Origin of the sequence: Paenibacillus sp. FSL E2-8871, assembly GCF_038000345.1 — a bacterium.
Classification (GTDB): Bacteria; Bacillota; Bacilli; order Paenibacillales; family Paenibacillaceae; genus Paenibacillus_AQ.
The window spans coordinates 5,429,288-5,454,543 of sequence record NZ_JBBOBV010000001.1; the positions used below are offsets into that span (position 1 = coordinate 5,429,288).

General features: G+C 37.6%; 17 protein-coding genes and 1 pseudogene. 15 read left to right on the plus strand and 3 right to left on the minus strand.

Features of this window, described 5'->3' with window-relative positions; all coding sequences use genetic code 11:
* The first annotated feature begins 10 nt into the window (after positions 1 to 10).
* From NYE25_RS24505 to NYE25_RS24540, 8 genes and pseudogenes are all read left to right on the plus strand, one after another.
* Positions 11 to 487, plus strand: a pseudogene (locus tag NYE25_RS24505) (SF0329 family protein).
* Positions 488 to 518: 31 nt separating this feature from the next.
* A complete protein-coding gene (locus NYE25_RS24510) occupies positions 519 to 689 on the plus strand; it encodes a hypothetical protein (protein WP_341147037.1) in 171 nt (56 codons plus the stop codon).
* Positions 690 to 855: 166 nt separating this feature from the next.
* Positions 856 to 2,142, plus strand: coding sequence for a DNA methyltransferase (locus NYE25_RS24515; RefSeq protein WP_341147038.1), 1,287 nt, complete (start codon positions 856 to 858; stop codon positions 2,140 to 2,142).
* Positions 2,135 to 4,621: an ATP-binding protein gene (locus NYE25_RS24520; RefSeq protein ID WP_341147039.1), complete on the plus strand. Its 2,487-nt coding sequence runs from the start codon at positions 2,135 to 2,137 to the stop codon at positions 4,619 to 4,621. Before NYE25_RS24515 ends, NYE25_RS24520 begins: the two co-directional genes overlap by 8 nt.
* Before the next feature lie 1,628 nt (positions 4,622 to 6,249).
* Positions 6,250 to 8,814 (plus strand): sensor histidine kinase, encoded by a 2,565-nt coding sequence (locus tag NYE25_RS24525; protein WP_341147040.1) that lies wholly within the window; start codon positions 6,250 to 6,252, stop codon positions 8,812 to 8,814.
* Between the two features lie 17 nt (positions 8,815 to 8,831).
* Positions 8,832 to 11,180, plus strand: a complete 2,349-nt coding sequence (locus NYE25_RS24530) for a hypothetical protein (protein ID WP_341147041.1) — start codon at positions 8,832 to 8,834, stop codon at positions 11,178 to 11,180.
* Between the two features lie 123 nt (positions 11,181 to 11,303).
* Positions 11,304 to 13,001 (plus strand): DNA adenine methylase, encoded by a 1,698-nt coding sequence (locus tag NYE25_RS24535; protein ID WP_341147042.1) that lies wholly within the window; start codon positions 11,304 to 11,306, stop codon positions 12,999 to 13,001.
* 13 nt (positions 13,002 to 13,014) lie between these two features.
* Positions 13,015 to 13,269, plus strand: coding sequence for a hypothetical protein (locus NYE25_RS24540; RefSeq protein ID WP_341147043.1), 255 nt, complete (start codon positions 13,015 to 13,017; stop codon positions 13,267 to 13,269).
* 446 nt (positions 13,270 to 13,715) lie between these two features.
* Here NYE25_RS24540 and NYE25_RS24545 read toward each other — a convergent pair whose 3' ends face one another.
* Complete coding sequence (locus NYE25_RS24545; protein WP_341147044.1) at positions 13,716 to 13,964, minus strand: helix-turn-helix domain-containing protein; 249 nt, start codon at positions 13,962 to 13,964, stop codon at positions 13,716 to 13,718.
* Between the two features lie 151 nt (positions 13,965 to 14,115).
* Here NYE25_RS24545 and NYE25_RS24550 point away from each other — a divergent pair, with 151 nt between their 5' ends.
* The 6 genes from NYE25_RS24550 to NYE25_RS24575 all read left to right on the plus strand — a co-directional run bounded on the left by NYE25_RS24550 (position 14,116) and on the right by NYE25_RS24575 (position 21,939).
* Complete coding sequence (locus tag NYE25_RS24550) at positions 14,116 to 14,613, plus strand: hypothetical protein (RefSeq protein WP_341147045.1); 498 nt, start codon at positions 14,116 to 14,118, stop codon at positions 14,611 to 14,613.
* Positions 14,614 to 14,860: 247 nt separating this feature from the next.
* Positions 14,861 to 15,547 carry a nuclease-related domain-containing protein gene (locus tag NYE25_RS24555; protein ID WP_341147046.1) on the plus strand — a complete coding sequence of 229 codons (687 nt, stop codon included), beginning with the start codon at positions 14,861 to 14,863 and terminating at the stop codon, positions 15,545 to 15,547.
* Positions 15,548 to 15,593: 46 nt separating this feature from the next.
* Entirely contained in the window at positions 15,594 to 17,783 is a 2,190-nt protein-coding gene (locus NYE25_RS24560; RefSeq protein ID WP_341147047.1) for an McrB family protein, read from the plus strand.
* On the plus strand, positions 17,755 to 20,169 hold the full coding sequence (locus NYE25_RS24565) for a restriction endonuclease-like protein (protein WP_341147048.1): 2,415 nt from the start codon (positions 17,755 to 17,757) through the stop codon (positions 20,167 to 20,169). Before NYE25_RS24560 ends, NYE25_RS24565 begins: the two co-directional genes overlap by 29 nt.
* Before the next feature lie 347 nt (positions 20,170 to 20,516).
* Positions 20,517 to 21,095 (plus strand): sigma-70 family RNA polymerase sigma factor, encoded by a 579-nt coding sequence (locus tag NYE25_RS24570; protein WP_052404147.1) that lies wholly within the window; start codon positions 20,517 to 20,519, stop codon positions 21,093 to 21,095.
* Positions 21,088 to 21,939, plus strand: a complete 852-nt coding sequence (locus NYE25_RS24575) for a hypothetical protein (RefSeq protein WP_341147049.1) — start codon at positions 21,088 to 21,090, stop codon at positions 21,937 to 21,939. Before NYE25_RS24570 ends, NYE25_RS24575 begins: the two co-directional genes overlap by 8 nt.
* Positions 21,940 to 22,014: 75 nt before the next feature.
* Here NYE25_RS24575 and NYE25_RS24580 read toward each other — a convergent pair whose 3' ends face one another.
* Together NYE25_RS24580 and NYE25_RS24585 are read right to left on the minus strand one after the other, a co-directional pair.
* On the minus strand, positions 22,015 to 22,554 hold the full coding sequence (locus NYE25_RS24580) for a PadR family transcriptional regulator (protein ID WP_341147050.1): 540 nt from the start codon (positions 22,552 to 22,554) through the stop codon (positions 22,015 to 22,017).
* A 46-nt stretch (positions 22,555 to 22,600) separates the two neighbouring features.
* Entirely contained in the window at positions 22,601 to 23,788 is a 1,188-nt protein-coding gene (locus NYE25_RS24585; RefSeq protein ID WP_341147051.1) for a YhgE/Pip domain-containing protein, read from the minus strand.
* Positions 23,789 to 24,007: 219 nt separating this feature from the next.
* On the opposite strand from NYE25_RS24585, the gene NYE25_RS24590 reads away from it, so the two are divergent.
* Positions 24,008 to 25,129, plus strand: coding sequence for an NAD(P)/FAD-dependent oxidoreductase (locus NYE25_RS24590; RefSeq protein ID WP_341147052.1), 1,122 nt, complete (start codon positions 24,008 to 24,010; stop codon positions 25,127 to 25,129).
* Positions 25,130 to 25,256: the final 127 nt, after the last annotated feature.

The window sequence follows — 25,256 nt, forward strand, 5'->3', positions numbered from 1 at the left end:
GTGGAATTACATGTCCTGGAGCAAATTGAAGCAGCAACTGGAGGACTTTCTCAATCCTGCGTTGCATGGAAAGGTAGAGTACCGCGTGCCAGCTTACCGGTATCTGCCTGATAAATCAGGGATCTGTTATATCTCGGCAGATAAAAGAAAATGCTCATTATGGGTAATAAAGCGAACGCGATCAGATGGTATCCAACGTTCCGCATATTCCTATCAGCAAGGACGACATTGAAGAGGTCACACAAGCGTATTAAGAAAGTCGAATTTTATCGTGGTGACTAATTAGTTTCTAACTACTCTTATAGAGGAGAGCTTAGAGAGCAATGATACGGTATTGAATATACTGGCTTTGGTGGACAGGAGGGCTGGGAAGAAGCGGATTTTAGGGATATCGGAGAAGATGGAATTGAAGCATCTGGTTGTGCGGTATTTTTATGGACTGCGGTGGAGGGCGGGGCGTTGTGAAATGGATGATTTTTACCCGTGAATGAGCGTAGAGGCAAGAGGACATCCGGCAAATGGAAATTCAATATATTGTTAGCAGTGGAGCAGAGAAGAGCTCCCTTTACCAAGGGCATTTATCGAAGCAGCATATAGCAAAAGTTGCTTATGCTTTTTCATTTTATATTAATACCGGAGAGAACGGACTGTCTTTATATTGTACCAAAGTTCAGGAAAAGCTGGGATAAAACGAATAAGTATCTTTATGATTGATTAAAATTAAGGTTGGCGCCATTCGACTGTATTCGACATTGGAATATGATATCATATACAAAGCTGTGTAAAATTATGTTTTATTATAGAAAAAATTACTTCTTAATTGGAAAATATAAGTAAAAAATGGGAAGTGCGACTATGAAAACAAACTTACAGCAGAAGCTGGAAAGTTACGGGCAAAAATATTGGAACTTTGAGAAAATAAAAAGGAATGGAATTCATAAAATAGCTAGCTATCCTGCAATGATGGTTGCTCCAATGCAACATAAATTGATTGAGGATATTATCAATATGGAAGGAAATATATCTAATATATTTGACCCTTTTCATGGTTCAGGCACTACGCTAGTGGAAGGGGAACGTTTTGGGTTAGATTTGATAGGGATTGATATAAATCCACTCGCTAACTTGATTACAAAAGTCAAATTACAAGGTATTAATAAAGATACTATTTACAATTGTAATGAGGAACTCTTTTTAAATATAAAGAAATACAAAGAAGAAGGTGTAGAAGTACATTCTTTTGAAAAAATTGAAAAGTGGTTTAGAAAAGATGTGATATATGATTTATCAGTTATTAGAAAAAGTATTATTGAAGAAAAAGATAAGAGAAATAGAGAGTATTACTGGACATGTATGTGTGACCTTATCAGAAAATATAGCAATACAAGAAGTTCAACGTTTAAATTACATATTAAAGAAGATGGTAAGATCATAAATATGAACAACAATGTAATTAATGATTTTATTAATTCTGTAGAGGCTAATATTAACTCTTTTGAATCAGAAAAGTCAAACAACACGTTGTTAATACAAGGGGATTCATTAGAGGAAATGATAAAAATGAAGCCTGAAAGTATTGATTTTATTTGTACCTCCCCTCCATATGGTGATAATGGGACTACAGTGACATATGGGCAGTTTTCAATATTAAGTTTGTTCTGGATAGATCAGATAGATTTAAATATATCCAATGACCAATTAATCAAGAATTTTTCGTCTATTGACACCTTAAGTCTAGGAGGGAGAATAAATCCGAATATTTCTAAATCCGAATTAATTCCATCGGTGACTCTAGTCAATATTCTTAAAGGAATTAGTATAGATAAGCAAAAGAAAATCAAGAACTTCTTTAATGATTACTTTAATGCAATATGTAATATGATACGTGTTCTTAAATCGGGACATTTGATGGTATTGACATTAGGAAATAGGAGAGTCGATGACAAGGAGATAAAGTTAGATGAAATTACTAAAGAGTTTTGTATTAATAACGGACTAGAATTGGAGGCCGAGTTTGTGAGGAATATTTCTCGAAAGAGGATGCCTACTAGAGTTTCTCATGTGAATAACTTAGGCCCAGTTCAGTCTATGACTGCTGAAACAGTTCTGATACTTAGAAAAGAGGGAAGTAAAGATGAATAGTGTCGAAATTAGAATGGAAGAGGAGAAAGTAGTCGAGGTTATTGGGAATGTAGCGAGTCCTTTTGTCGTGCTTTCTGAATTAATTAAAAATGGTGTGGATGCAAATGCGAAATCAGTTACAGTTCATATTGATACATTGAAAAAAACGGTAAAGGTAATTGATAATGGTGACGGTTTTACGCTTGATGACATATTAAGTATTGGGAATATTGCTTCATCTAGTAAAAAAAGAGACGACTATCTTTATAACAAAAATGGGGAGATGTTACTGGGAAGTAAGGGGCTTGCGTTTTATTCTATGTTTTCCTTAGGAGACAAAATTGAAGTAAAGTCACTGAACGCCCAAGGACAAAAATATTACGTTGAATGGTTAAAGGGTGAAAAGAGATACTACTATACTCAGGTTGATGATGAAAACTACACATTTGGAACCGAGATACTGATTTCTGGAGTTGAAGAAGATAACATTCTTTTATTGGGTTCAGAAAAAGAGTTAAGTAAGTTTAAACATATCTCATTATATAACTTTCAAGAGAAACCGACAGTTCCAAAAGTAATAGTGATCAAAGATGGAGTTCGTTTTGATTTGGATGTCGAAAACATTAATGACTTTAAAGAAGAGTTTAATTCAGTTGTTTCATTTAGCTATGAACATTTAACGAATACATTAAAATATAAATATGATGTAGACGATACTAGGGTTAAAAATACTGAGCTGGCGATTGAAATAGGTAATTTAGTTAATGTAAACGATATTTTAAAAAAAGAGTACTCAATTAAGCCAATTGGACTGTCTTTTGAGGATTTTTTAACGAATGGATTAGTAGAACGTAAGGAGATAGCTGTTCCAAATTTTGAAGGAAAGTGGTTTATGAAACGTGATCGTAGAGGTGAGAAATTCCACAAATTTGAAAGTGGGATTCGCCTCTATGTTAATAAATTCGCTTTATATAACTACTTGAATAAAAATAATGATTGGCTTCAACTAACCAATGTTAGCCAAGTTAAGAAGAATAATAACTTTAGGCAACATAATGTATATGGTTATGTGAATTTCGATCGTTTCAATGAACTAGATTCTAGCTTAATGATATCGAATGAACGTGGTGGATTCATTGAGAACATCAACTACCATAAATTTATGGATATCTTATACATGTATATTCTGTACATCACAATAAATATAGATTTTGCGATTAAAAACAATTGTTTCATTCAATCCAGTAATGAAGGCCAAGGAGGTCAAGGTCAAGGTCAAGGAGGTCAAGGAGGTCAAGGTCAAGGAGGTCAAGGTCAAGGAGGTCAAGGTCAAGGAGGTCAAGGTCAAGGAGGTCAAGGTCAAGGAGGTCAAGGCCAAGGAGGTCAAGGCCAAGGAGGTCAAGGCCAAGGAGGTCAAGGTCAAGGTCAAGGTCAAGGCCAAGGAGGTCAAGGCCAAGGAGGTCAAGGTCAAGGTCAAGGTCAAGGAGGTCAAGGTCAAGGAGGTCAAGGCCAAGGAGGTCAAGGCCAAGAAGGTCAAGGCCAAGAAGGTCAAGGCCAAGGAGGTCAAGGCGAAGGAGGTCAAGGCCAAGAAGGTCAAGGCCAAGAAGGTCAAGGCCAAGGAGGTCAAGGCGAAGGAGGTCAAGGCCAAGAAGGTCAAGGCCAAGAAGGTCAAGGCCAAGGAGGTCAAGGCCAAGAAGGTCAAGGCCAAGGAGGTCAAAGCCAGGCCAACCCAAATGAGGATGAAGAAAACAAAATATTAAAAACCCCTCAAATCAATATTTCACAAGGGGAAAATTGTTTTTTGTTAGATCCAACTATTATTAATTTAAGATTTACCAATGGTTTAAGAATAATATCACGTAGTGCTTGCTTAATATTTGATAATGTGTTTTCACACGAAAATTCACATGGAGATTATAGCATTGATTACTATCAAGGTGATTTAAAAGAAACTTTATTAATAAAAGTCCAAAAAAGAAGAGTTACAGGCATGATCAATGATGATGATTTTTTTACAACAAGTAACCATTTTAACGGTACCATTGATTTAAGAGATATTAGTGGTTTAGTTAAGCAACTAGTAGGTTTGAAATATGATGACAAATATCTGCTTTATGTCATTTCGTTCCGTGCTATTCTTGAGGAAATAGTAAAGAAATACTACTTTAAAAGGCCACTTCTCATCCTTAATAGTGAGTTTAAAGATAATATCACATGTATGTTATCTGATATTCAGTCTGTATTAAAAATCAAAAAAAATGATCCACTAGAGAATCAGAAACAGGAAGTAAAAAAGGTATTCAAAGGGCATTATGCATTAAACAACTTCTTAGTGGGTGTGAACGTTAAATTTGCTAATGAGAATTATGATAAATTTCTACATTCATTAACGCATAATCCTTCAAAAATTGATAAAGGTCTGGCTCTTGAAGTAGCTAACGATATTATTTTACCTTTACACACATTGTCATACTTATTAAGTGATCAAGGAATTATTTAATTGATGTTGCACCTTCCCGTTCTTAAGGTAACATCAACAACAAATTACCTTGTAAGGGGGGGTTGTTGTCGCGGCAGTCTTTATCGGATTAGATGAAACCTATGCTGGACGGGCGGTTTAATGAGTTAGTCAGAACTGCCGGAAAACTTGATGAGGCTGTAGTTTCGCACTAGAAGCTGTTTAAGTCGAGCAGCTGTTAAAACAAGAACTTACACCGAGGTAGTTCCAATTCATTCTCAAATGGTAAGAAACACTGAACTATCGATACGACATTGAAAAAGAATGGATATATCGTACCGGATTGAAGGACGGCATGCAAATGGCACGCATTTTTTATAGTTATTGAGTATCAACAATAAGAGCGGGACCGCAGGCTACGAAGTCTCGCCCCCCGCTCTTATTTACCTCATAGTCATCCTCAACCAGTTTGGAAAAGTGGACGGTTTAATTTTTAGACCGCTATAGAGGACGAATATTTACGTAACATACAGCTCATTTTTGCCAACCTCGATCATCGAAATATAGAATTGATCCACATCGCATTCATGCACCAGATCCTCTCGGCTTAAGCCTTATTTGAATTTATAGTTTCCATCACTTTTGCTCGAAATAACAAATTACACATATGTCTTTCATGTTATCACAAAGATGTTCAACAATATCCGGTTTTAGTGAACGTAACTTTTGAGCAGTTTATTAGCCATTGCTAAAGTCATCTAAGCGTTCTTACAGATGAAAGAAGAACGAGAACTTTATTATTCCAAACTTTATTGCTATCGCGCTTGTCTAAATTTGGTCTTCTAACTGCAGCAGAACGTATAAAGACGAGAACAATCCATCTCATTCTATAGTTATGATCTGCTGCCATTGAAAAATTGGAAACTTATAAAGAGGGCTGGACTTCAACAAGGTTATCTTGGAGTAGTGGAAAATGAGATTAACCGAAAGCAAAAACACTAAGCGTTCAAATAGAGAAAACGATACTATAATTACAACAGGAAGAGGAGGTGAAAACGCAGCTTCAGCGGAAGAAGTCAGTACCCAAGATTCTGCTGTTGGCCTGATACGGCCCCTATCGATTTTCAGACTCTTGAAACGATACTACCTGTTACTGAGACTCTTGGTCTGGAATCTTTCTTTGAAATGGTTCAAGTTATTAAGGAAACAATGTCTGCTAAGATCAATTTATAAGTATTGAAAATCCCCCATGGGAAGCGCTTCACTACCTGCTCCAATGGATCACGTCGTACATGTGCTATTTTTCAGATTGTAAGGTGTAAACTCTTCGGTCTACAACATTAAGGTGACGAGACCCGATAATTTGTCGATCTCTACTCTGATTCTTAAGCCTAATCAGGACTTATCACTTAAGAAAACCGAGCTAAAAATCAAGTTGCTTCTAGAAGGACTGGTTGAAAAAGACGGGCATTGGGATCAGTATGTTCTTGATCGCTATAGTGGGATGGAGATAGAGAAGGTTAAGCATTATAGGAGTGACAATAGTGAAAATTGGAGCTATTGTTTATTAACTAAATTAGAATAAAGTGATAAAAAGAAGGAAATTGGGATTATTTATTTAATATTTTATATGAGTCAGATTTTAGTAAAAGATTTGGACGGTGATTATTATGGAGCAAATGGATTTATTTGATGACTTTTACGAAGATCCGAATATAGACTCTATTGATATGAGTAAAGTGGGTTTTAAAGTACATGCTTCTTTGATCTACAAATTAGGTGAGGAATTAATTGCCGATGAAGTAACAGCCATTTCTGAATTAGTTAAAAACTCATATGATGCTGATTCTCCGTTTGTTAATTTAATAGTAGATCCATACTTCTCAGAAGAAATAATTGAGGAGTTTAAAGGGCGGATAGTTAGTCGAAAATTAAAAGGTATAATTACAATTACAGATGCTGGGGAAGGTATGGATAAAAAAGATATAATTAATGGATGGTTAACGATTTCCAATTCTATAAAGAAAAAAATGAAAAAAAATAAAGAGGTGACAAAAACATTTGAAAGAATGCCTCTTGGAGATAAAGGCTTAGGTAGACTTTCTGTTCAAAAATTAGGGAATTATATGCTTATGAAGACAAAGAAAAAAGGCGAAACCAAGGAATACACAGTCTACATTCCTTGGGGACATTTTCGAAAGAATACAACTATAGACAACGTGCCTGTAAAAATAACAGAGAAGATTGTAAATGGTGAGGATATTAATAAAGGATATACTGAACTATCTATAAAGGATCTATTGAATCCTGAATTGTGGACTAATTCTGTTAACGTTCTGAAGTTGGAAAAGGAACTCTCCCAGATAGTTTCACCCTTTAAGACGGCTAATAATACATTCTTTTTGTATGCAAAAGTTGGGCAAAAAGATTTGAATTTCAGTAAAATTTCAGATGAAGCTTTAACTGCTGCCATATCAAAATATACAATTTCGTTAACACGAGATAAATTGCTAATCACAGGATCTTATAAAATGAATTTTTTTGATAGTAAGTCTGAAAGAATTGATAATATAGATTATCTTCAGGAATTTATGCAACTGAAAAAAAATAATCTTAAAGAATGTGAATTTATCAATTCCAACGATGGGTATTTTATAAAATTTGAACAATCTATTTCTTTAGAGAGTATCAGTGATTTGAAAATAGACATAAGTAACAATGAAATTCTGTTTCCGGGTAGTCTCAGTGGAGAGATATATTCCTATTCTCTTGATTCTCAGTCGGTTCGATCACAAATTGAAAAATTAAATTTCGAGTTTTTGGATGAATTAAATAAGTTTAGAAGTTACATATCAAATAATAAAGGAATAAAGGTATTTAGAGATGATTTTTCAATTCTTCCGTATGGATATGGTGATAACGACTGGCTGTCTTTGAGCGCTGGTGCAGTTACTAAAGGCAAGTATGCAGATTTAAAAAATGATACGGTTATAGGTTTTATCCAATTGCCAGGTAAAGAAAGCTACAATCTTAGAGAAAAGACGAACAGAGAAGGCTTTATAGCTGATGATAACTATCATAATTTTGAGCTAATTATTAAGTTTGCTATAAAGAGAATAAATAAAAATAGACAAAAATTAAAAAAAGAATTTAGCGAGTATATGTTGCAGAAAAATGCTAAAAAGAATGATTCGATAATCATTTCTCATGAAGTAGCTGTAAGTAAAGCGAAAGAAGTAACTGAAAACAATCAAAGAATAGCTGGAATACTTAATGATAACTCAACAAAAGCTTTGGAAAACAATACGCTACTTGCCTCCGTTGAGGATGCGATTGGAAAGTTCAATATGCCAGATACGGAAAAGAAACTACTAGCAACCCAACTAAACAAGTTACAGAAAGGCGTTAACTCGACTAATCAAACGTTAATGGAAGCAACTAAATATATCAATAAAATTGCCACTCTTCAGGATGATATTAAAGTAATGGAATATGAATATGAACAATTGATTGAAAGAATGGAAGAAGTATCAGAGTTGGCGGGTTTAGGAATTGTTGCAGAAACACTTACACATGAATTAAATACATTAGTTAGTAACACAAAGAAAAATACTGATGAAATAATAGAATATTTTAAAAAGCAATATGGCTCAGATAAAAGGATGGATAGATATTTTAATTTTATTAAATATTCTTCTGACTCGATAAGAAAACAAGTAAGTCATTTGTCTCCAGGATTTAGAAGCGTAAGAACAATGAAAAATAATTTGAGAATTAGTGATTTATTAAGTGAGCATATTGAACATTATTCGGATAGGGCAAATCGATTTGATATAAATTTGAATTTCAAAATATCTAATGATTACGAGATATATGTAAGCCAAGGGATGATTCATCAAGTGTTTGATAATTTGTATTTAAACTCTGAACATTGGTTACAGCATAGTTTTAATATGCACAAAATTGAAAGTAAAAAATATAATATAGAGGTTAAAGAAAATGGAATTGTTCATGTGTGGGATAACGGAATTGGAATTGATCCAAGTATTGAAAACCAGATATTCGAACCATTTGTTTCAAATAAAAAGAATGGTCGTGGTTTAGGGTTATATATAGTCTCTAAATTATTACAAAGCCATACATGTACAATTAGACTTATTAGAGAGAGAAATATTTTTAATAATTTATATAAATTTGAATTGGATTTTTCTAAGTGTTTACGGATATATTTGTGAGAGAGGGTTATATCAGTATGATTAATGAGTTATTTAAAAGAAATAATATAAAATATATAGTAAGTGTTGATGATTGTTATGGAGTGCAAGATGAGACTGTAGAACTAAGTGAATTAATTGATGAAATTGTTGAAAATGTCTCTTCGTATTTCCCAATCATAGAAAACATAGGGAAATATCAATTTGATTTAGGCGTATTAGAATTATTACCAGAAAATTTATTGAGAAGAATGATAACGGATTGGGTTGAAACATTAGATTCTCAAGAACTGGAGTTGTTTGGTGATCAAAAAGGGTCCCAATTATTGATTAGTGAGAAGGATACTTTGTTAACTTTTTTTTCTGAATTAAAGGACTCTGAAATAATCACCGAGTATATACCTCTAGATTCTATTCACAAGGCTAAACATTTTCTGAAATCTCAAATTAATGAAATGTGGCATCCTGATGAAAATAATCAGGTGTTGTGGTTAGTAGATAGAGACTTTGGAAGCCCTGGCTCCGAAAATGAAGGTTTGGAGTTACTTAAAGAATTTAATAATGATGAATACAACTGGAATATAGCAATATTAGCTACACATAGCACTGATGATATTGAAGATGAAAATCAATTCAATAAATTTTTAGATGCGGTTTCAAATCTATCAACAAGTAAAAATTTGTTCTGGAAGATAAATAAGGAATTTATTGATAAGAACAATTATCTAGTATTTGCAAATGAAATCAATTATGGTTTAAGAAGAAATTATACATATCGAATTACAAATTTTCTAACAGATGCTTTAAGAGCAGGAATTGAACTTGCAGGAACAAGTTTTAAAAATATTGAACAATCGACGTTCAATAATATTGTATTGAACTTTAGTAATGACGAAGGAGTATCAATTGTTGAAACCTTAACAAGGGTGCTTTTAGTTTTGACAAAATATGATTTGAATCAAAAAATCTCAGGGAAGTATGAGGATATTGCCAAACTTATTTCCGGTTATGAAAATTTATCCACTATATCTCTCCAGGAAAATGAGTTCCAGAATTTAAGTGAAGTAAATAGCTTTAGGAAAATGGAAAAGTATAGTGATTGGATTAACGAGCTTTACTACCCTGTTGGATTCGGTGATATATTTTTAATAAACGATGAAGAGTATCTATTTGTATCGCAACCTTGTGATGTTACAATTCGTGGTGGTGGAGATAGAAAAATAAAGAATGGATTGCTCCTTAAAATAAGCGATAGCAAACCTGACCATGAGAGCTTTGTAAGGTTAAGCTATTATAAGCAAGGAGAACAGCATTTTGTAATTTTGAAAGATGAATTACAAATTGATCTTGATATCTTAGATTTATGCTCGCTTAATAATAATGGTTGTGCAAAAGTACCTATCAATACTTTAAATACTTTATTAATAGAAAAAGATTATCTTTTTTCAAAAGGACTTAAAATACGATTAGAAATAGTCCTTCAAAGATTAAGGGCAGTATATGAAAAGAAAAATTCTTCAAAAGATGCACTTCAAAAGCTAATTGAGGAATATTCTGACATCAAGTCTAAGAGTGGTTTAGATATAGCTGATCTTATCGGTAACTATAAAGAAAGAGAGCAAGAGACTTGGGAGGGTTATATAAATATTAATAACTTCAAAATAGAAGCTAATTATATTAGCTATAAAGTTAAGAGGTTAACTAGATTGGAGGAGTCAGTAACAACTAGTATTTCATTCGAACATTTTACTATCAATTCACGCATTGGATTACCTGGAGATTATGCGAAAGAATACAAAACATATAATTATAAGTTAACTGTTAAAGATCCGAGTGGTTTTTTTGGTAAAGAAAGCACACCACTTTTGCCTTTGCCTAATCTTTTATTAAGAAACCTAGAGGATAAAGCTCAGATTTTAGATGCTCTTCAAAAGGTAATACTTCAAGTTGCTCCCACTGCGGATATCACACAATTGGAATACAGTAGTAAAGGAGATACTTTGACATTAGAGAATACTTTATTCCCAATTTCTATAAAAGAAACCGAATATTTCTGTACTATAAAAAAAGATAATCTAAAGATTCCAACTACACTAATATTTGAAAGTTGCAATAGATTTGGTGAATTAATATCAAAAAATAGTGAAATTCTATCAAAAGATAACTTGTTTAAAAAGATTTATAAGGTCGAGAAAAAAATGATTAATATTAATGAAGCTATTACTTTCAAAAAAACAGAATTTAATGATAACATTTTTGTGTTCGAATATGGTGGATCGAAACTATTAACAATACTTGCTACTATAGAAAAAATTGATGATTTCAGGTATGAGTTAGTTCTGGGATTTGAAGAAGATGCTGTAGCGATTACATCCTTAATTCAGTAATATAAAAGATTTACATACTTATATTGATCTTGTGTTATTTAAAGAAGTATAATTAAATTAAGATGAGCCGTACATCAATGAGATGTACGGCTCATCCCTGGATGCATTTAGGGGTGATAATAAATGAAAACCAATGTTGAATTTGAATGGTGGAAAGATCTAGATCTAAATTATTCAGGTGAAAACAACTTCGCATCTTTCTTTTCTTCTGGGGGAAATATTCATACCTATCCAGCTAAGGCTGTTCCTGACATGATACTCTCATTACTTAAGAAACTGAAAGAACAATATGGAATAAAAAAAGTCTTGGATCCATTTATGGGAAGTGGAACTGTAGCACTAGAAGCTAGATATTTAGGTCTGGATTTTTACGGTTCAGATCTTAATCCGCTGTCAATTTTATTATCGAGAACCAAAGCTTTAACTGTTAATAACGCTGCTGATGTAGAAAAGGCATTAATTAATTTTTCTGAGAAACTAATCATAACTTATGCAGATCATAAATTAGTTGATTTAGTTTATTTTGAAAAGATTAACTTTTGGTTTAAATCGAAAAACATTCAAGAACTTTCATTCATTAAAGCACAATGTGATAAATTCCTGGGGAGTTGTCCCAAGAAAAACAGGGAAACATATGCTTTGATTCTGTTAACTGCCTTTAGCTCTACAATTAGAGAAAGTTCTTTAACGAGAAATAATGAATTTAAGCTATATCGTATGTCTCCTAATGACGTGGAAAAATTTGAAATTGACTCTTTATTAGTTTTTAAAGAGAAGGTATCGAATCTAATGAGTATGTTAGTTGAAGCAAACAAAGATTCGTATAATAAGGCATTAACAGAAATAAAGATGCAAAATGCTAAAGATCTTTCAGTTTTCTATAATAAGAAAATTGACTTAATACTTACTTCTCCTCCTTACGGTGATTCTCAAAGCACTGTCGCATATGGAGAATTCTCTAAACTTTCACTTCAATGGTCAAAAGATCTCTTAGCTAAGTATTTAGATATCCGAACACAGGCAGAAAATGTAGATGAGCATCTTTTAGGTGGAAAAAAATCATTAAGTAGTATTTCACTAAAGATGATTTTACGTAGATCTAATACATTTAAAGAATTATTTAAAACAATGAGGGATACTTGTAAGATAGATATTAAAGATTTAATTAATGCGAAAATCAGTTTAAATATTATGCAAGACAACATCGAAAAGGGAGTATTTGAATTTCAATATTTCGAGGGGGATAACATAGTCTTCGAATTACTGAAAGAAAGAACTCGATTGGAGTATTTTAGAAAGCTAAATGCAGAAACCACCCTGAAGAACAGGGAGGTGAAAAAGTCCGCAATAAGCATGAGGGATGAATTTTTTGAACAGCTCAGACAAGAACCTCAAAATGAAATACTACTTGATGAAATAATCAACAGAATACCCGCTGTTCGAGAAACAATAAATAGAAGAATTAAAGCAATTCCACGTCGAATTAAATCAGTTATTCATTTTTTTAAAGAACTGTATTTAGTTGTAGAGCAAACAGACAAAGTTTTAGATGATCAAGGTATACAAGCCTGGATTGTTGGTCATAGAACTGTTTTAGGTTCAATTACAGTAGATATGGCGGGTATACTCAATGATTGGTTCGTATCTTTAGGATATAATAAAATTACAACCCTTCATAGGCAATATTCATTTAAACGGTTGCCACATCATATTAATTCTACTATCACTCGAAAGAATGAAATTAAAACAATGATGCAAGAACATATAATAGTTGTTAGGAAGAATGTTTCAAAAGATAATGCTATTATTATGGCTGAATGAAGTGAGGGAATTAATGTTAACAAAATATGACCTCAGTAATTTCATTATTGAGTGTATTAAACAGAATAATGGAAGAGCATCTGTTTTAGAAGTAAGTAAATATATATGGACTAATTATGAAAAAGAACTCAGACAATCTGGAGACCTGTTTTATACTTGGCAATATGTTTACAGATGGCAGGCGACAGAACTAAGAAAAAAAGGTATTCTTAAAAAACATCAAAATAGCGGATATTGGGAGTTGAGTGACAAAGTATCTTCCACATGACTTTGTTACACTGTGCTATCTAAGGTGACGAAAATTATAAGCTATAACTTGAAATTATATTCAAACTTATTTTTTGCTAAAAATACACTTTTTGGGATTGCCCTTTCTTAATTGAAAGGGTATTTTTGTCCTCACAAGGAAGCAAGAATTAAATTCATAGGACACTATGGGAGCATTACAGCTAAAGGGGTGTTTTTGTTATAAATATCAGATTTTCTTAGCAATCGGATGTAAGAATTTAAACGATACGTTGTTTCTTCAGCCAAAGAAGTTCTGCTCAAAGTGCTTTACCTAGCACTATAATTGTTACCTGTAAGCGGACCAAAAAGGATAGAAAGTTGGGGTCAAATATTGTTTTAGTTCTCCATCTTTTTGGACGTTATAGGTACGTACTTACGCTTGATTGCCAAATCTCTTTCAGCGCCATAGCCTTCTCCATTATCCCTTCACTCATTCTCCCCCAGCAACTTCCCAACAGAAACCTCCAATGCTTTCGCAATGGCAACCACTTCATAATCCTGCACGAGCCTATGTTGACCTTCCAACCGCGATAAACTAGTTGGGCTGATGTCTAAGCCGAAGGTTTGCAACCTGGCGAGGAAGTCTTTTTGCTTCATTTGCTTAGCTTTTCGAATAGCTATAACTCGGGTCCCGATGATATTTTTGTCACCCTGGGGCTCTTTACGATGTCTCATTTTGGTGTCACCTCACAATTTAACCAAATTGTATGCGAGGTAACAGTTGTTTTAATGCGAATATCGAATTAAAATAAAATAAACCGATAAACGCATTAAAGTCTCTGCACATCGTCTACAGACATAGCTTTTCCAGGAAGGTGGGGGTGCAATGCAACATCTGAAGCACAAATATGAGGAGGAAAAGCGCAAGCTGAATGAACTCGGACAGAAATCACTGGAGCAGGGAATTCCGTTAAGCAGTAATGAAGCGGTCCAGGCCCAGAGCCGTAAGGTAGACGAACTCATTAATCGGATGTACCAAGAAAAAGACGGACATGCAGCGTCGTTTCGTTTGAGTTTCTATCTTGGAGGGGATATGTTGAGCTTTCCTGCATGGTTTTTACAGACGATTCAAGGTCGATTGGATGAGGTGACCGCACAGATTGAACATCAATCCGAGCCTAGGCATGTTTTTGAAGAAGAGCGCAAAGCTTTTCAAACGTTGTTTGACTCCATGGATATTGCACGTATGCCAGAGTTTGAACACTGGGAGGATAAGCTTCAATTGAAGAAAGCCGTTCTTTATGAACGTCTATATCTTCAAGGACTAAAGGATGGCATGCAGCTTGCAAATGCCTTTACTGCCCCTTCAGTTCTCTCGGACTAAGGCATGTCTTGTGGCTAATGGAAAAGCACATAGGTATCGGAACCAAGGGGATAAACGCATACTTTATTTTCGGACTGTCCATGCGACAGTCTTTTTTCTTGTATATATGTTTGGAATTTTTGTTTTTTTCGATGCTGTTCATCCAAAAAGTGAGCAAGCTTCCATTCATAATTTGAATAAAGGTAAACCTTCCCATATTGTCGAATAACCATACATATTGTAAATCTAGATCAGACGAGGTTTTGCTATGTTTAAAGCGCTAAAGTCCTTCTTTAAAAAATCCGACACTAAGCCACCACAGGCAGTGCGTAAGGCACAAACTCCCAAGTCGAAACCGAAGGTTGCTTCCACACGAATTGGAGAGTTAGGTGAGCATAAAATCAATATCCAACTCGACCAGTTGCCTAAGGAGTGTAAATCGTTAAGCGATCTAATGCTCCCTAATCCCAAGTCTCGAACAGGCTACACCCAGATTGATCATATCGTTATTTCCCCGTATTGCTTATTTGTCATTGAGACGAAAAACTACAATGGAGAAATTAAAGGTGGGCGAACGGATCAACAATGGTCAGTGAGCAATCGTTACAAGCTGTATAATCCGCTGAAGCAAAACTATGGACATATTAAGGCCATCGAGAGCCAGATAGAAGGTATAGCTGTAGTGAAATTTATCTCTATGATTTCATTCACGATGAGATGTCGGTTCAGTATTGATCCGGATCTTCGGAAAATCCACTCGGACGAACTGGTTGTCTATGATGTGGAACTAAGTGAGTTTATCTCTAGGAAGCTGATCAGTTTAAAAACAGGAACTCCTGAACCTTCTATCTCTCCGGCGCAAATACAAACGATTTATGAGCATTTGCTTCAGGCCAATATAACCGATGCGGAGATTCGCAAGCTTCACGTACAGAGAATAAAGCAAAAAAACTAGAAGTACCTGTAAGTTACCTATCATTGGACTAAGGGAGTTAACATAAATGATCAAACAACTACGAAGCTGGTGGAAGGATACAGAGATCCCTAACTTAATCGGTCGGAAAAAGGTGGACTTTTCCATTTTTCGTGATGGCACTCATATTCCAGTTGAGTTTCATCCAGATTTTTTGGAAGCTAACCAAGGTCAACAGCCTAGTTTAGGTGAAGGGCGAAAAGTTAAGCTGATCCATGAAGATGGGAACTATGAAGCCACATTATTTAAAATTGATCAAGTATCTGCTGGTCGGGAAGCTCTTCAACTCCGTTATAACGGAAATCAAACGTTGAAGAATTTGTTAATTGAAACCTTCTCGCATTCCTATTCCTACATTATGCAAGAGAGAACGAACCAACAAGCAGATGATGCGAAGAGACCTCAGGTTGTTGTTCCTGAAGATCAAGCTGAATACATAGATTTCTTTGCCACAGGAGTTCCTTTCGAATACCGTTTAGAGTTTATAACGTTTAAGTCGAAGCCTAATGTTTGGTGGGTGAATCAGGGAACGACTATTCAAGCGGAGAAGGAAGAGGGGATTCTGTGGGCGCCCCTACTGAATTCGCAAGGCCGAAAGCTATATCATTGGGAGACGATGAAGGAAGTTAAACAAGGAGATATCATCCTCCATTATTCAAATAAAGCTATTCGTTATGTAAGCCAGGTAACAGATGCTGCGGTGGAAGCACCCAAACCAGGCTCTATGGCCAATACGAACTGGCAAGAGGATGGTCGTTTGGTTCGAACGGAGTATGTGGAACTCATTCCGCCCATTGTGCTACAACAGTTTAATCAGCAAATTATGCAAGTGAACTTAACCCAAGGTCCACTTCATTCTGGAGGCGGAGTTAATCAAGGATATTTGTTTCGCTTTTCAAGACAAGGACTTCAAGTGCTTCAATCGCTAACTCCAGAGGTCACTTGGCCTGATTTTACCATTCTAGATCAAGATGAGGCTGCCTCCAATACGGAGAGCCCGCATGAGGTGATTCCTATTCTACCGCCATCAGATTCTAGTATTACAACATTGCTCCACCAAATCCAATCCCACATCCGCTGCAAAGGTTTCTTCTTCCCTGAGCACCTTATTGAAAACTTTTACCTCTCGCTTAAGACTAAGCCTTTTGTCATTCTGGCAGGTATATCGGGAACAGGAAAGACTCGGTTGGTGAAGCTGTTTGCAGAAGCTCTTGGTGCAACGGGGATTAACGGTCAGTTTACATTGATCCCAGTGCGGCCGGATTGGAGTGATCCTGCGGATCTGCTGGGGTACAAGGATCTTTCGGGCAGGTTCAAACCGGGTCCGCTCACGGAAGTATTAGTAGAGGCGCGGAATCCGGAGAATCAGCATAAGCCTTATTTTATCTGCATGGATGAGATGAATCTCGCGCGGGTAGAGCATTATTTCAGTGACCTATTAAGTGTGCTGGAAACACAGGACTGGCAGGAGGGGAGGATCCAAACACAGGATCTCATATCTTCTACTATGCTGGAAGCGCCTGAGGATCAAATGAAGTTTGGCAGCCTGGGTATCCCGGAGAATGTGTTCTTAATCGGGACTGTGAACATGGACGAAACGACACATCCTTTTAGCAAAAAGGTACTAGACCGAGCCAACACACTAGAATTCAATTACATCAATCTGCAACAGTATCCGGATTTGGGTGAGCAGGTAGAGAACAGTGATAGTTCTGACGCCAGCAAACTAAATCATTTATTTCTTCGTTCTGATTATTTGCAGCTAGTGGATGCCTATGATACCAACAAAGAGCTTGTTGTACGGACGACAGAGAGATTGGTTAAGATCAATGCCTTGCTTGAGGATATCCACGCTCATGTAGGTTTTCGGGTACGGGATGCGATTTGCTTCTATATGATCTATAACGAACGGTACAAGCTGATGAGTGAGGAAGAAGCTTTTGACTGGCAACTGCTGCAAAAGATACTGCCGCGTATTCAAGGGAGCCATTCTTCGGTTCGCCGGGTATTGTTGAACTTGATGAAAGGGGCTCTTGGTACCGGATCTGGTGTTACAGTAGACTTCCAAGCTTTTATGGATGATGCTTCTCCACTCTACCTGAAATGGGCTGCTGGCCAAACTCCACCTACGGCCAAACATCCACAAAGTGCTCGAAAATTGGCTTTTATGCTTAGGAGGTTAGAGGAAGATGGATTTACCTCTTACTGGCTCTCTTAATCAGACGGTAGAATTGCTCCGTGTAGAAACGGAGCTTTTTACGCTTTTTCTTCAAGGACGGCCTTATCATCCTACTGTGGAGACATTGCAGCTTCATCGTTCTTCAGGTCAGGAATGGGTGAGTGCGCAGCTAGGGATTTTTTGCTCCGAACGGCTTGGTAATGTTCAGATTAAAGTCTTTTCCCCTGAAGCCCATGGGATGGTGGACTGGCAGCAGAGGGAGTCTGTTTTTCCTTGTTTTTATGAGACACAGTCGTATGAGCTGGTGATTCAGAAGAAGACCGCGGCTAACCTATCTTTTTATCATGAAAATGTGCTACTTCGGCAGGCAATTAAGCCTCTAGGTGAGACTATTCTTGCGGGTGTTCTGAACTTTGGGAATGAGGTAGGTTTGACGGAGTGGGAGATTCGTAGTTCAGGACAGGCTTTGCTGCGGGTAGAGATGGAGATCTTCCCCTCTAAAATGGATTACAAGCTGGATTACCAGAATATTTTAAATGAAGTGAATGAGCAGATTTATAATTTGGCCTTTGATTTTTTGCGTAAAACCTACCAATTAACAGGCCTGCGGGAGACGCAGCATCAGAGCTTAACGGAGTTCTTCACTATACTTCAGCATGTATTTAGACAGCTTCTGGATGCAGTTGAGCGGATTAACAAGAATCCTAATTATGCTCTGCTCCAGGATCGCCGACTAGTGGATGCCAATCGGGTCAAAAAGGCAGGAATAGAGAATATTCGTGAGATCTCGAAGCATCCCGAACGATTAAGAGAAGACATGAACCATGGATTCTTGACCATCGGCAGTCGAAATTACACAGCCACACATTTAATGGAGACACGAAGACGCCTCGCCTATGATACTAATGAGAACCGGTTCATCCGCTGGATGCTGGAACGCATTCATGGAAAGCTGAAGGAGCTCAAGAGTCGCTGGAAAATTAAAAACCGAACCCCAGATCCATTACTTATAAAAAGGTTAGACACCATGCTCACTCAGCTAGAGCGGGTGCTTAAGATGGATTTCTTGCGTGAGGCTGGAGTGCTGAAGCAGATGTCCGTTACGCTGGTGCTGCAGATGGCCCCTGGATACCGCGAAGTCTACCGCTGTTATCTCATGCTGCTCAAAGGCCTGTCGATCCAAGGCGACCTGCTTCGCCTATCTATGAAGGATGTCGCGCAGCTCTATGAATACTGGTGCTTCCTCAAGTTGAATCAGCTTCTGGGTCAGAAGTATAAGCTTGTGAAGCAGGATATCATTAAGGTGAATCGGAACGGCATTTTTGTTACGCTTGACCGCTCGCAAAGCGCTAAGATGGTGTACGAGAATCCAGTTAACGGGGAGCAGTTCATCCTGTATTATAATACGATTCCTGGCTCGGATAGGACACCGACACTCAATCAGCGTCCGGATAATGTACTGACACTCAAGAAGAAGGATGCTGGCAAAATCAAAGAGTATAAGTATGTTTTTGATGCGAAATACCGGTTAAATCCGGCTTATGAAGGCACTTCCTATCACGGGACTTATAGACAACCTGGCCCTGAAGAGGATGATATCAATACGATGCACCGCTACCGGGACGCCATAGTGTATCAGGAGAAAGACTCGGGGGAATACGAACGAAGCATGTTCGGTGCCTATGTGTTATTTCCCTATCCGGATGAGGAGCGGTATAAGACCCACCAATTCTACAAAAGCATCGAGCTATTGAATATAGGCGCTTTGCCGTTCCTACCGAATTCTACAAGCCTGGTGGAGCAATTCTTGGATGAGATTATTCAGGATAGTCCGGAAAAGGCTTATGAACGATCTACTCGTCCACGCGGTACGAAAGAATACTATGCAAACCAGCTTACGGGTAAAAATGTGCTTGTCGGCTCTGTTCGTGGCCCCAAACAAGTGGAGGTGGCGAGGCAGCACTCTTTTTACCATGTACCTTTGAAGAACCTTGCAAGCCAGAAGATAATAACCCAAATCGAATATATAGCGATGTGCCAATCGAGAAGGAAATTCTTCGATCCTGCAAAGACAGGGATTCATTGGGTGGGTAAAGTGGTAGATTGGGAAGTGGTGAAACGGAAGGAAATAAAGGAGATTGTCCCTGAACCTCATAAGGAAGAGAAAGATTATGTTAGATTCACTGTTGAGGAATGGATACCTTTAAAGCCTCACATTGCTTTAGGGGGACAGGGAATAAATACAGTCCTTTATACAAGCAAATATGTCCTAGACCGATCGCTAGAAATCGCGGAGCTTCGCTTAGAAACGGAGGAAGATCTTCGTGAATGGCGTGAGAAGCGCCGAAAGGGCAGAGTGAAGGTGAAGGTCGATCATGAGCAGTTTGTGGATTTAGGAAAAGTTGTGGAAGTTCGGAATATTTAAGTTAGTGAAAATGAAGTAAGGTTATTGTCCTGCCATTTATCAAGCATCCCGCTGGATAATGGCAGGATTTTTAAATTGGGCAAATACAAAACATCCTGTTGATAGACAATACTTGGAATGAGCATGTTATGATAACAGTTTCTCCCACACAAATATCCACCCCGCAATTCAAGTATCGCCGCTTTCGCAGATTGTGATCTTTCACCCGTTTCTCACCATCCCACAATTATCAAAACATTTGTTAATGGTTTGGGCTTTTCTACGTATTAACTTATGTAAGTTTCTTCACAACAAATTGCGCAATTTGTTTAGCTTTTCGATGAAGGTGAGGTGGAAGGAGGGTGAAGATGGAAGTTATCCAAGGTACTGCGGACCGTTACAAAAATATCGAAAGATCACGTGGTGCCATGATGTCAAAAGAGGAATTTACCCGGATGTACGATACGTACTACAAACGTGTTTACAAATATATTAGTTATCGTATTAATAACCACCACGTGTCGGAGGACATTTGTAGTCAGGTGTTTGAGACGGTGATGTGTAAGTATTATAGCTTTTCAGAAGAAAAATCGAATTTTGAGGTTTGGCTGTTTGCCATTGTAAGGAACGCTGTGACGGATTACTTCCGGGGGCAGAAGAAAAGAAGCTACACCTCACTAGATTCTTTGCTGGAGCTCATATTTCCCAAGCCGTCTCCGGAGGAACTGGCGATTCGTGAGGATAATAATCAAGCACTGTTCAAGGCGCTCTCCAAGCTGCGTGAGAAGGAACGTAATATCATTGCAATGAAATATGGGGCTGGACTAAAAAATTCCGAAGTCGCACAGATCATGGGCGTCAGTGAGTCCAATATTGGTGTCGTATTGCATAGAAGTCTGAAGAAACTGCATATTTCCTTAAAAGCAGGAGGATTCAACCATGAATAAGAAAAATGATCTCTCAAAATTCAGCAAAACCATAGAGCTGCTTGAGAATGTTGAACAGGATAACACTGCCGCCAAAGAAAGAATTTATAACCGTTTAGTATACAAGCTGGACCACGGAGCTCTTGAACCCAAATCAGAGAAAAAGGACGGGATAACGATGAAAAAAAGCAGCTGGAGAAATGCAATAGTGATTGGTAGTGCAGTAATTTGTCTAGGTGGAGCATTCTCTGCAACCTCCTATGCACAGGATATGTTCCAATCGATCATGGCAAAGTTTGAAGTAGGAAATCTCGAAATCACGCAATACGATAAGGAAATCCCTTCGGCTGGACAGTCAATATCTGAAGAGGGGAAAGGCGGGGAAAATGTTGCCATTGAATTGCCGGTTGCAGCCAAGTTGACTCTGGATGAAGCACGTGCGGAGCTTGGAATGAACTTCCCGGCACCAACCTGGATGGCTGACTATGAGTTTGTGAATGTTGTTCTTCAGGGGACCAGCATGGCTGAAGTGCAGTATAACTCCGGGGATAAAGCTGTTAATTTCCTAATCTCCAAGGGCGGCGACAATGGGATCAGCACTACAGAAGAAGTGAAGACAGAAGTAATCAACGGGACTAAAGTTTATTTTGCAAATGGAATTGTGATTTGGGAAAAAGATGGCTTTACCGTTGAACTTTACGCTCAAGAAGACTTTGACCAAGCTACACTTGGGAAGATCATCGACAGTTTTAGCATCGGTGCTCCTGTGAAGTCCTTAGGGACTGAACAAGTGAAGGAGAACCTGCAGAAGAATGAAGGGGGAGTTGCAGCTCCAGCTTCGGTTCCGGTTGTAGATTCAAAATAAGATGGTCTACTCAGGGTAGAGATGCCCATAGATACATATAAAGAAGACGCTAGGGGATTACCCTGAGCGTCTTCTTTATATCGTTTTCGTTTTCAGCTTTTCTAAAAGAACCTTCCACCAGTGAATAGATTGCTCTAGTTGAGAAGCGTAGTAGCTTTCCATGAAATCTACGACTTCACGAGAGGAGCTTTTCACATCTATTTGATGGTAAATTTGATTTAAATGATCTTTTTTTATCAGTGACTGTTCAATTTTCTTCTCGATAATCGGGATCACTTTGTCAGTCTCTACAAAACGAAGATTCACAAGAGCGACAATCATATCTGAGATAGATTCTGCATTTTCTATTACCTGATAAATTTTGAGCGGGAGCTGCTTACGCCCTTTATCAGTAATGGAAAACACCTGCTTGTCTGGGCGATGTTCTTCTTTGATAATCTCTACCTGTTCAACTAAGCCCTGTTTCGTAAGGGATTCAAAGTGATAATATAGTTTGCTTTCAGATAGATTTAGCAATTTATCAAAAGGAATAGGGGTGGATAGTTCTTTTTTTAATTTATAAGGATAATTATTTTCATCCATTAACTTACTTAAGATATAAATTTGAATTGACATCACAGAACCCACTCCTAATTGTTGGCTAAACTCTATCTTACCAAACCTAGGCGGTTATTTCAGCTGTATTTTTAACTTCAACGGGCAGTATAGTTTCTTTAGTCAGAGGTACAGGTTTATGAACAAACCGGACGATTACAATGTTAATCATCATAGCTCCGGCAAATACGCCTGCTAATCCCCATAAGAAGGGTGCTGGACTGATGGAACCAAACATTTGCGCCAAATAAGCTTGTACAGAATAATACATCGGTGTGATGCGGCCGAACCAATCGTATGGTGTATACATCATATCACGAGGCATGGTAGCACCATTGGCGATGGTTTGCATGAGCAGGATTGGAATATTTAAGACCATACCGCCTTCGCCAACTAGGAAGACCATAATCGCACATACGTTAAATGCAGCCATATACATTAGAATTTGCTGAGCAGCAACTGGTAACAGTAAGGATAGGTCTACATCTGCAATAGAGAATGCAATGGCTAAAGCAACGACTGTTGATAATACAGCGATTAATAAAGCTGTTAATTGAACGAACATAAACAGTTTTGTCTTGCTTGCTTTCCCGCGGTTCGCTTTAAAAGAAGCAACTAATTGCATGGAGGCAATCATTGCCCCAACATATCCAGCCATAGTTAAGAACATAGGTAGCATGTTGTTGTGCATGCCGTCCGGAACATCATTGATGACAACATAATTCCCGACATAACTATTTTCAATTTGTGTAGCCATTGCGGTGGCTTGTTCTTCTGGTACGTTAAAGTTCATTAACACACCTTTTGCGGTTTGCTCTGAGAAGTTCGCGCTTAATTGTTTGTTAATTTCTCCTACAACGGAAGACATGGCTGAAGATACCATGGTGGCAGAAGCTTCGTTGACTGTGAAATCAATACTTGCGGATACCTTACCGCTTTGAACGTTGGCGGAAAATTCTTCTGGGATATGGACAACTAGAGCTAACTTATTATGCTCTAATTCATCCATTGCCTCTTTATTCGATACATCGGTTTTTATCGTTTTGAATGGTAAGCTCTCCGAAAACTGACTCGAAATCTGAGCCCCATATTGACCTGCATCATCGTTGACGATAGCAATTTTTAAATCATCCATGTTCCCTGGAAGTGCTGTATACCCTGGTAAGAAAATACCTAGCATAGCAATGGCATAGAACACACCCATAAAAATAGAACCAATGGCCCCTTTGGACTTCAAAAACTGTGAAAACTTCAACTGTATACCTTCTTTCTTCTGAACAACACTTTTATTTTAGTACTCTAATTAAAGTACTTTTAACTGAGTGAGATTTATAGTACGATAATTCATTATAAATGTCAAATTTAAGATACAATGGGTAAGTAGTGAATGAATCATCATTCGGGTTGTTACATTGATATATAGTGGATGTGTTAATGTATTGATTAAAAGTGAATAACTGAAGGGACTTCGGACATGAACAAGGTTATTGTAATTGGTGCAGGGATATTAGGGGCTTCAGCAGCTTATCAGATAAGTAAGTTAGGCGCTGAGGTCATAATTATAGATCGTAAAGATGTTGGGCAAGCAACGGATGCAGCAGCAGGGATTATTTGTCCATGGTTATCTCAACGCAGAAACAAAGCATGGTATCGTCTTGCTAAAGCGGGAGCAAGCTTTTATCCAGCACTTATTCAAGAGTTGGAAGAGGCTGGAGAAACCGAGACTGGATACGCAAAAGTTGGAGCGATATGTATCCATGATGATTTGAAAAAGTTACTCGCGATGAAAGAAAGAGCGGAGCTTCGCAGAGAGGACGCCCCTGAAATAGGTGAGCTTACGATAATGACGGATCTTGAAGCGCAAGAGAAGTTTCCATTATTGTCGGAAGGTTATCATGCGCTGCATGTATCGGGTGCAGCAAGAGTGGACGGACGTGAATTACGTGATGCTTTGCTAAGAGCGGCACAGCGTAACGGTGCGCAAATGATTGAGGGAGATGCTATTCTTGAGCATGCTGATCATGAAATTAAAGGGGTTAGCGTAGGAGAACAGACATTCACAGCGGATGAAGTGATTGTGTGTGCAGGGGCCTGGTCTAACGCTTTGCTTCATCCGCTCGGGATCATGCTCCAGGTGCGTTATCAGAAGGCTCAAATTATGCACTTGAAGCTTGCTCAACAAGCGAGTACAGAGCAATGGCCTGTGGTAATGCCGCCTACAGATCAATATATACTCGCATTTGCGGATCAAAATATCGTGGTAGGTGCTACTCACGAAAATGATGTCGTAGGTTATGATACTGCTGTAACCGCAGGTGGAATGCAAGAAATTTTAAATAAAGGTCTTCAAATGGCTTCCGGTCTTGCAGATTGTAGCCTAAATGAAATAAGAGTAGGGTTCCGTCCATTTACAGCAGATTTTCTGCCCGTGTTGGGCAGGGTTCAAGGATGGAATAAACTAATTGTTGCTAATGGACTAGGGTCATCCGGATTAACGATGGGACCCTTTCTTGGTGAGCAGTTAGCCAAGCTAGCCATGGATCAACAGGTAGATATTCCGCTTGAAGACTATGCATTAGAGCATGCGATTAATTGATTAGAAGCAACACGTAAAAAACCTTCTATATAAGTTGAACTAAAAGTATTCTGAAAAGGAAAAGTGATGGAGGGGAAGTTTGGAACTGTAGGAACGTAGTGACCGCCTTTGTCACCGGATTTCAACC

What these genes read in the sequence shown, in the direction of transcription:
- NYE25_RS24510 (WP_341147037.1), top strand. Translation starts at nt 519, where the DNA reads ATGGAAATTCAATATATTGTTAGCAGTGGAGCAGAGAAGAGCTCCCTT.
- NYE25_RS24515 (WP_341147038.1), top strand. Translation starts at nt 856, where the DNA reads ATGAAAACAAACTTACAGCAGAAGCTGGAAAGTTACGGGCAAAAATAT.
- NYE25_RS24520 (WP_341147039.1), top strand. Translation starts at nt 2,135, where the DNA reads ATGAATAGTGTCGAAATTAGAATGGAAGAGGAGAAAGTAGTCGAGGTT.
- NYE25_RS24525 (WP_341147040.1), top strand. Translation starts at nt 6,250, where the DNA reads ATGGAGCAAATGGATTTATTTGATGACTTTTACGAAGATCCGAATATA.
- NYE25_RS24530 (WP_341147041.1), top strand. Translation starts at nt 8,832, where the DNA reads ATGATTAATGAGTTATTTAAAAGAAATAATATAAAATATATAGTAAGT.
- NYE25_RS24535 (WP_341147042.1), top strand. Translation starts at nt 11,304, where the DNA reads ATGAAAACCAATGTTGAATTTGAATGGTGGAAAGATCTAGATCTAAAT.
- NYE25_RS24540 (WP_341147043.1), top strand. Translation starts at nt 13,015, where the DNA reads ATGTTAACAAAATATGACCTCAGTAATTTCATTATTGAGTGTATTAAA.
- NYE25_RS24545 (WP_341147044.1), bottom strand. Translation starts at nt 13,964, where the DNA reads ATGAGACATCGTAAAGAGCCCCAGGGTGACAAAAATATCATCGGGACC.
- NYE25_RS24550 (WP_341147045.1), top strand. Translation starts at nt 14,116, where the DNA reads ATGCAACATCTGAAGCACAAATATGAGGAGGAAAAGCGCAAGCTGAAT.
- NYE25_RS24555 (WP_341147046.1), top strand. Translation starts at nt 14,861, where the DNA reads ATGTTTAAAGCGCTAAAGTCCTTCTTTAAAAAATCCGACACTAAGCCA.
- NYE25_RS24560 (WP_341147047.1), top strand. Translation starts at nt 15,594, where the DNA reads ATGATCAAACAACTACGAAGCTGGTGGAAGGATACAGAGATCCCTAAC.
- NYE25_RS24565 (WP_341147048.1), top strand. Translation starts at nt 17,755, where the DNA reads ATGGATTTACCTCTTACTGGCTCTCTTAATCAGACGGTAGAATTGCTC.
- NYE25_RS24570 (WP_052404147.1), top strand. Translation starts at nt 20,517, where the DNA reads ATGGAAGTTATCCAAGGTACTGCGGACCGTTACAAAAATATCGAAAGA.
- NYE25_RS24575 (WP_341147049.1), top strand. Translation starts at nt 21,088, where the DNA reads ATGAATAAGAAAAATGATCTCTCAAAATTCAGCAAAACCATAGAGCTG.
- NYE25_RS24580 (WP_341147050.1), bottom strand. Translation starts at nt 22,554, where the DNA reads ATGTCAATTCAAATTTATATCTTAAGTAAGTTAATGGATGAAAATAAT.
- NYE25_RS24590 (WP_341147052.1), top strand. Translation starts at nt 24,008, where the DNA reads ATGAACAAGGTTATTGTAATTGGTGCAGGGATATTAGGGGCTTCAGCA.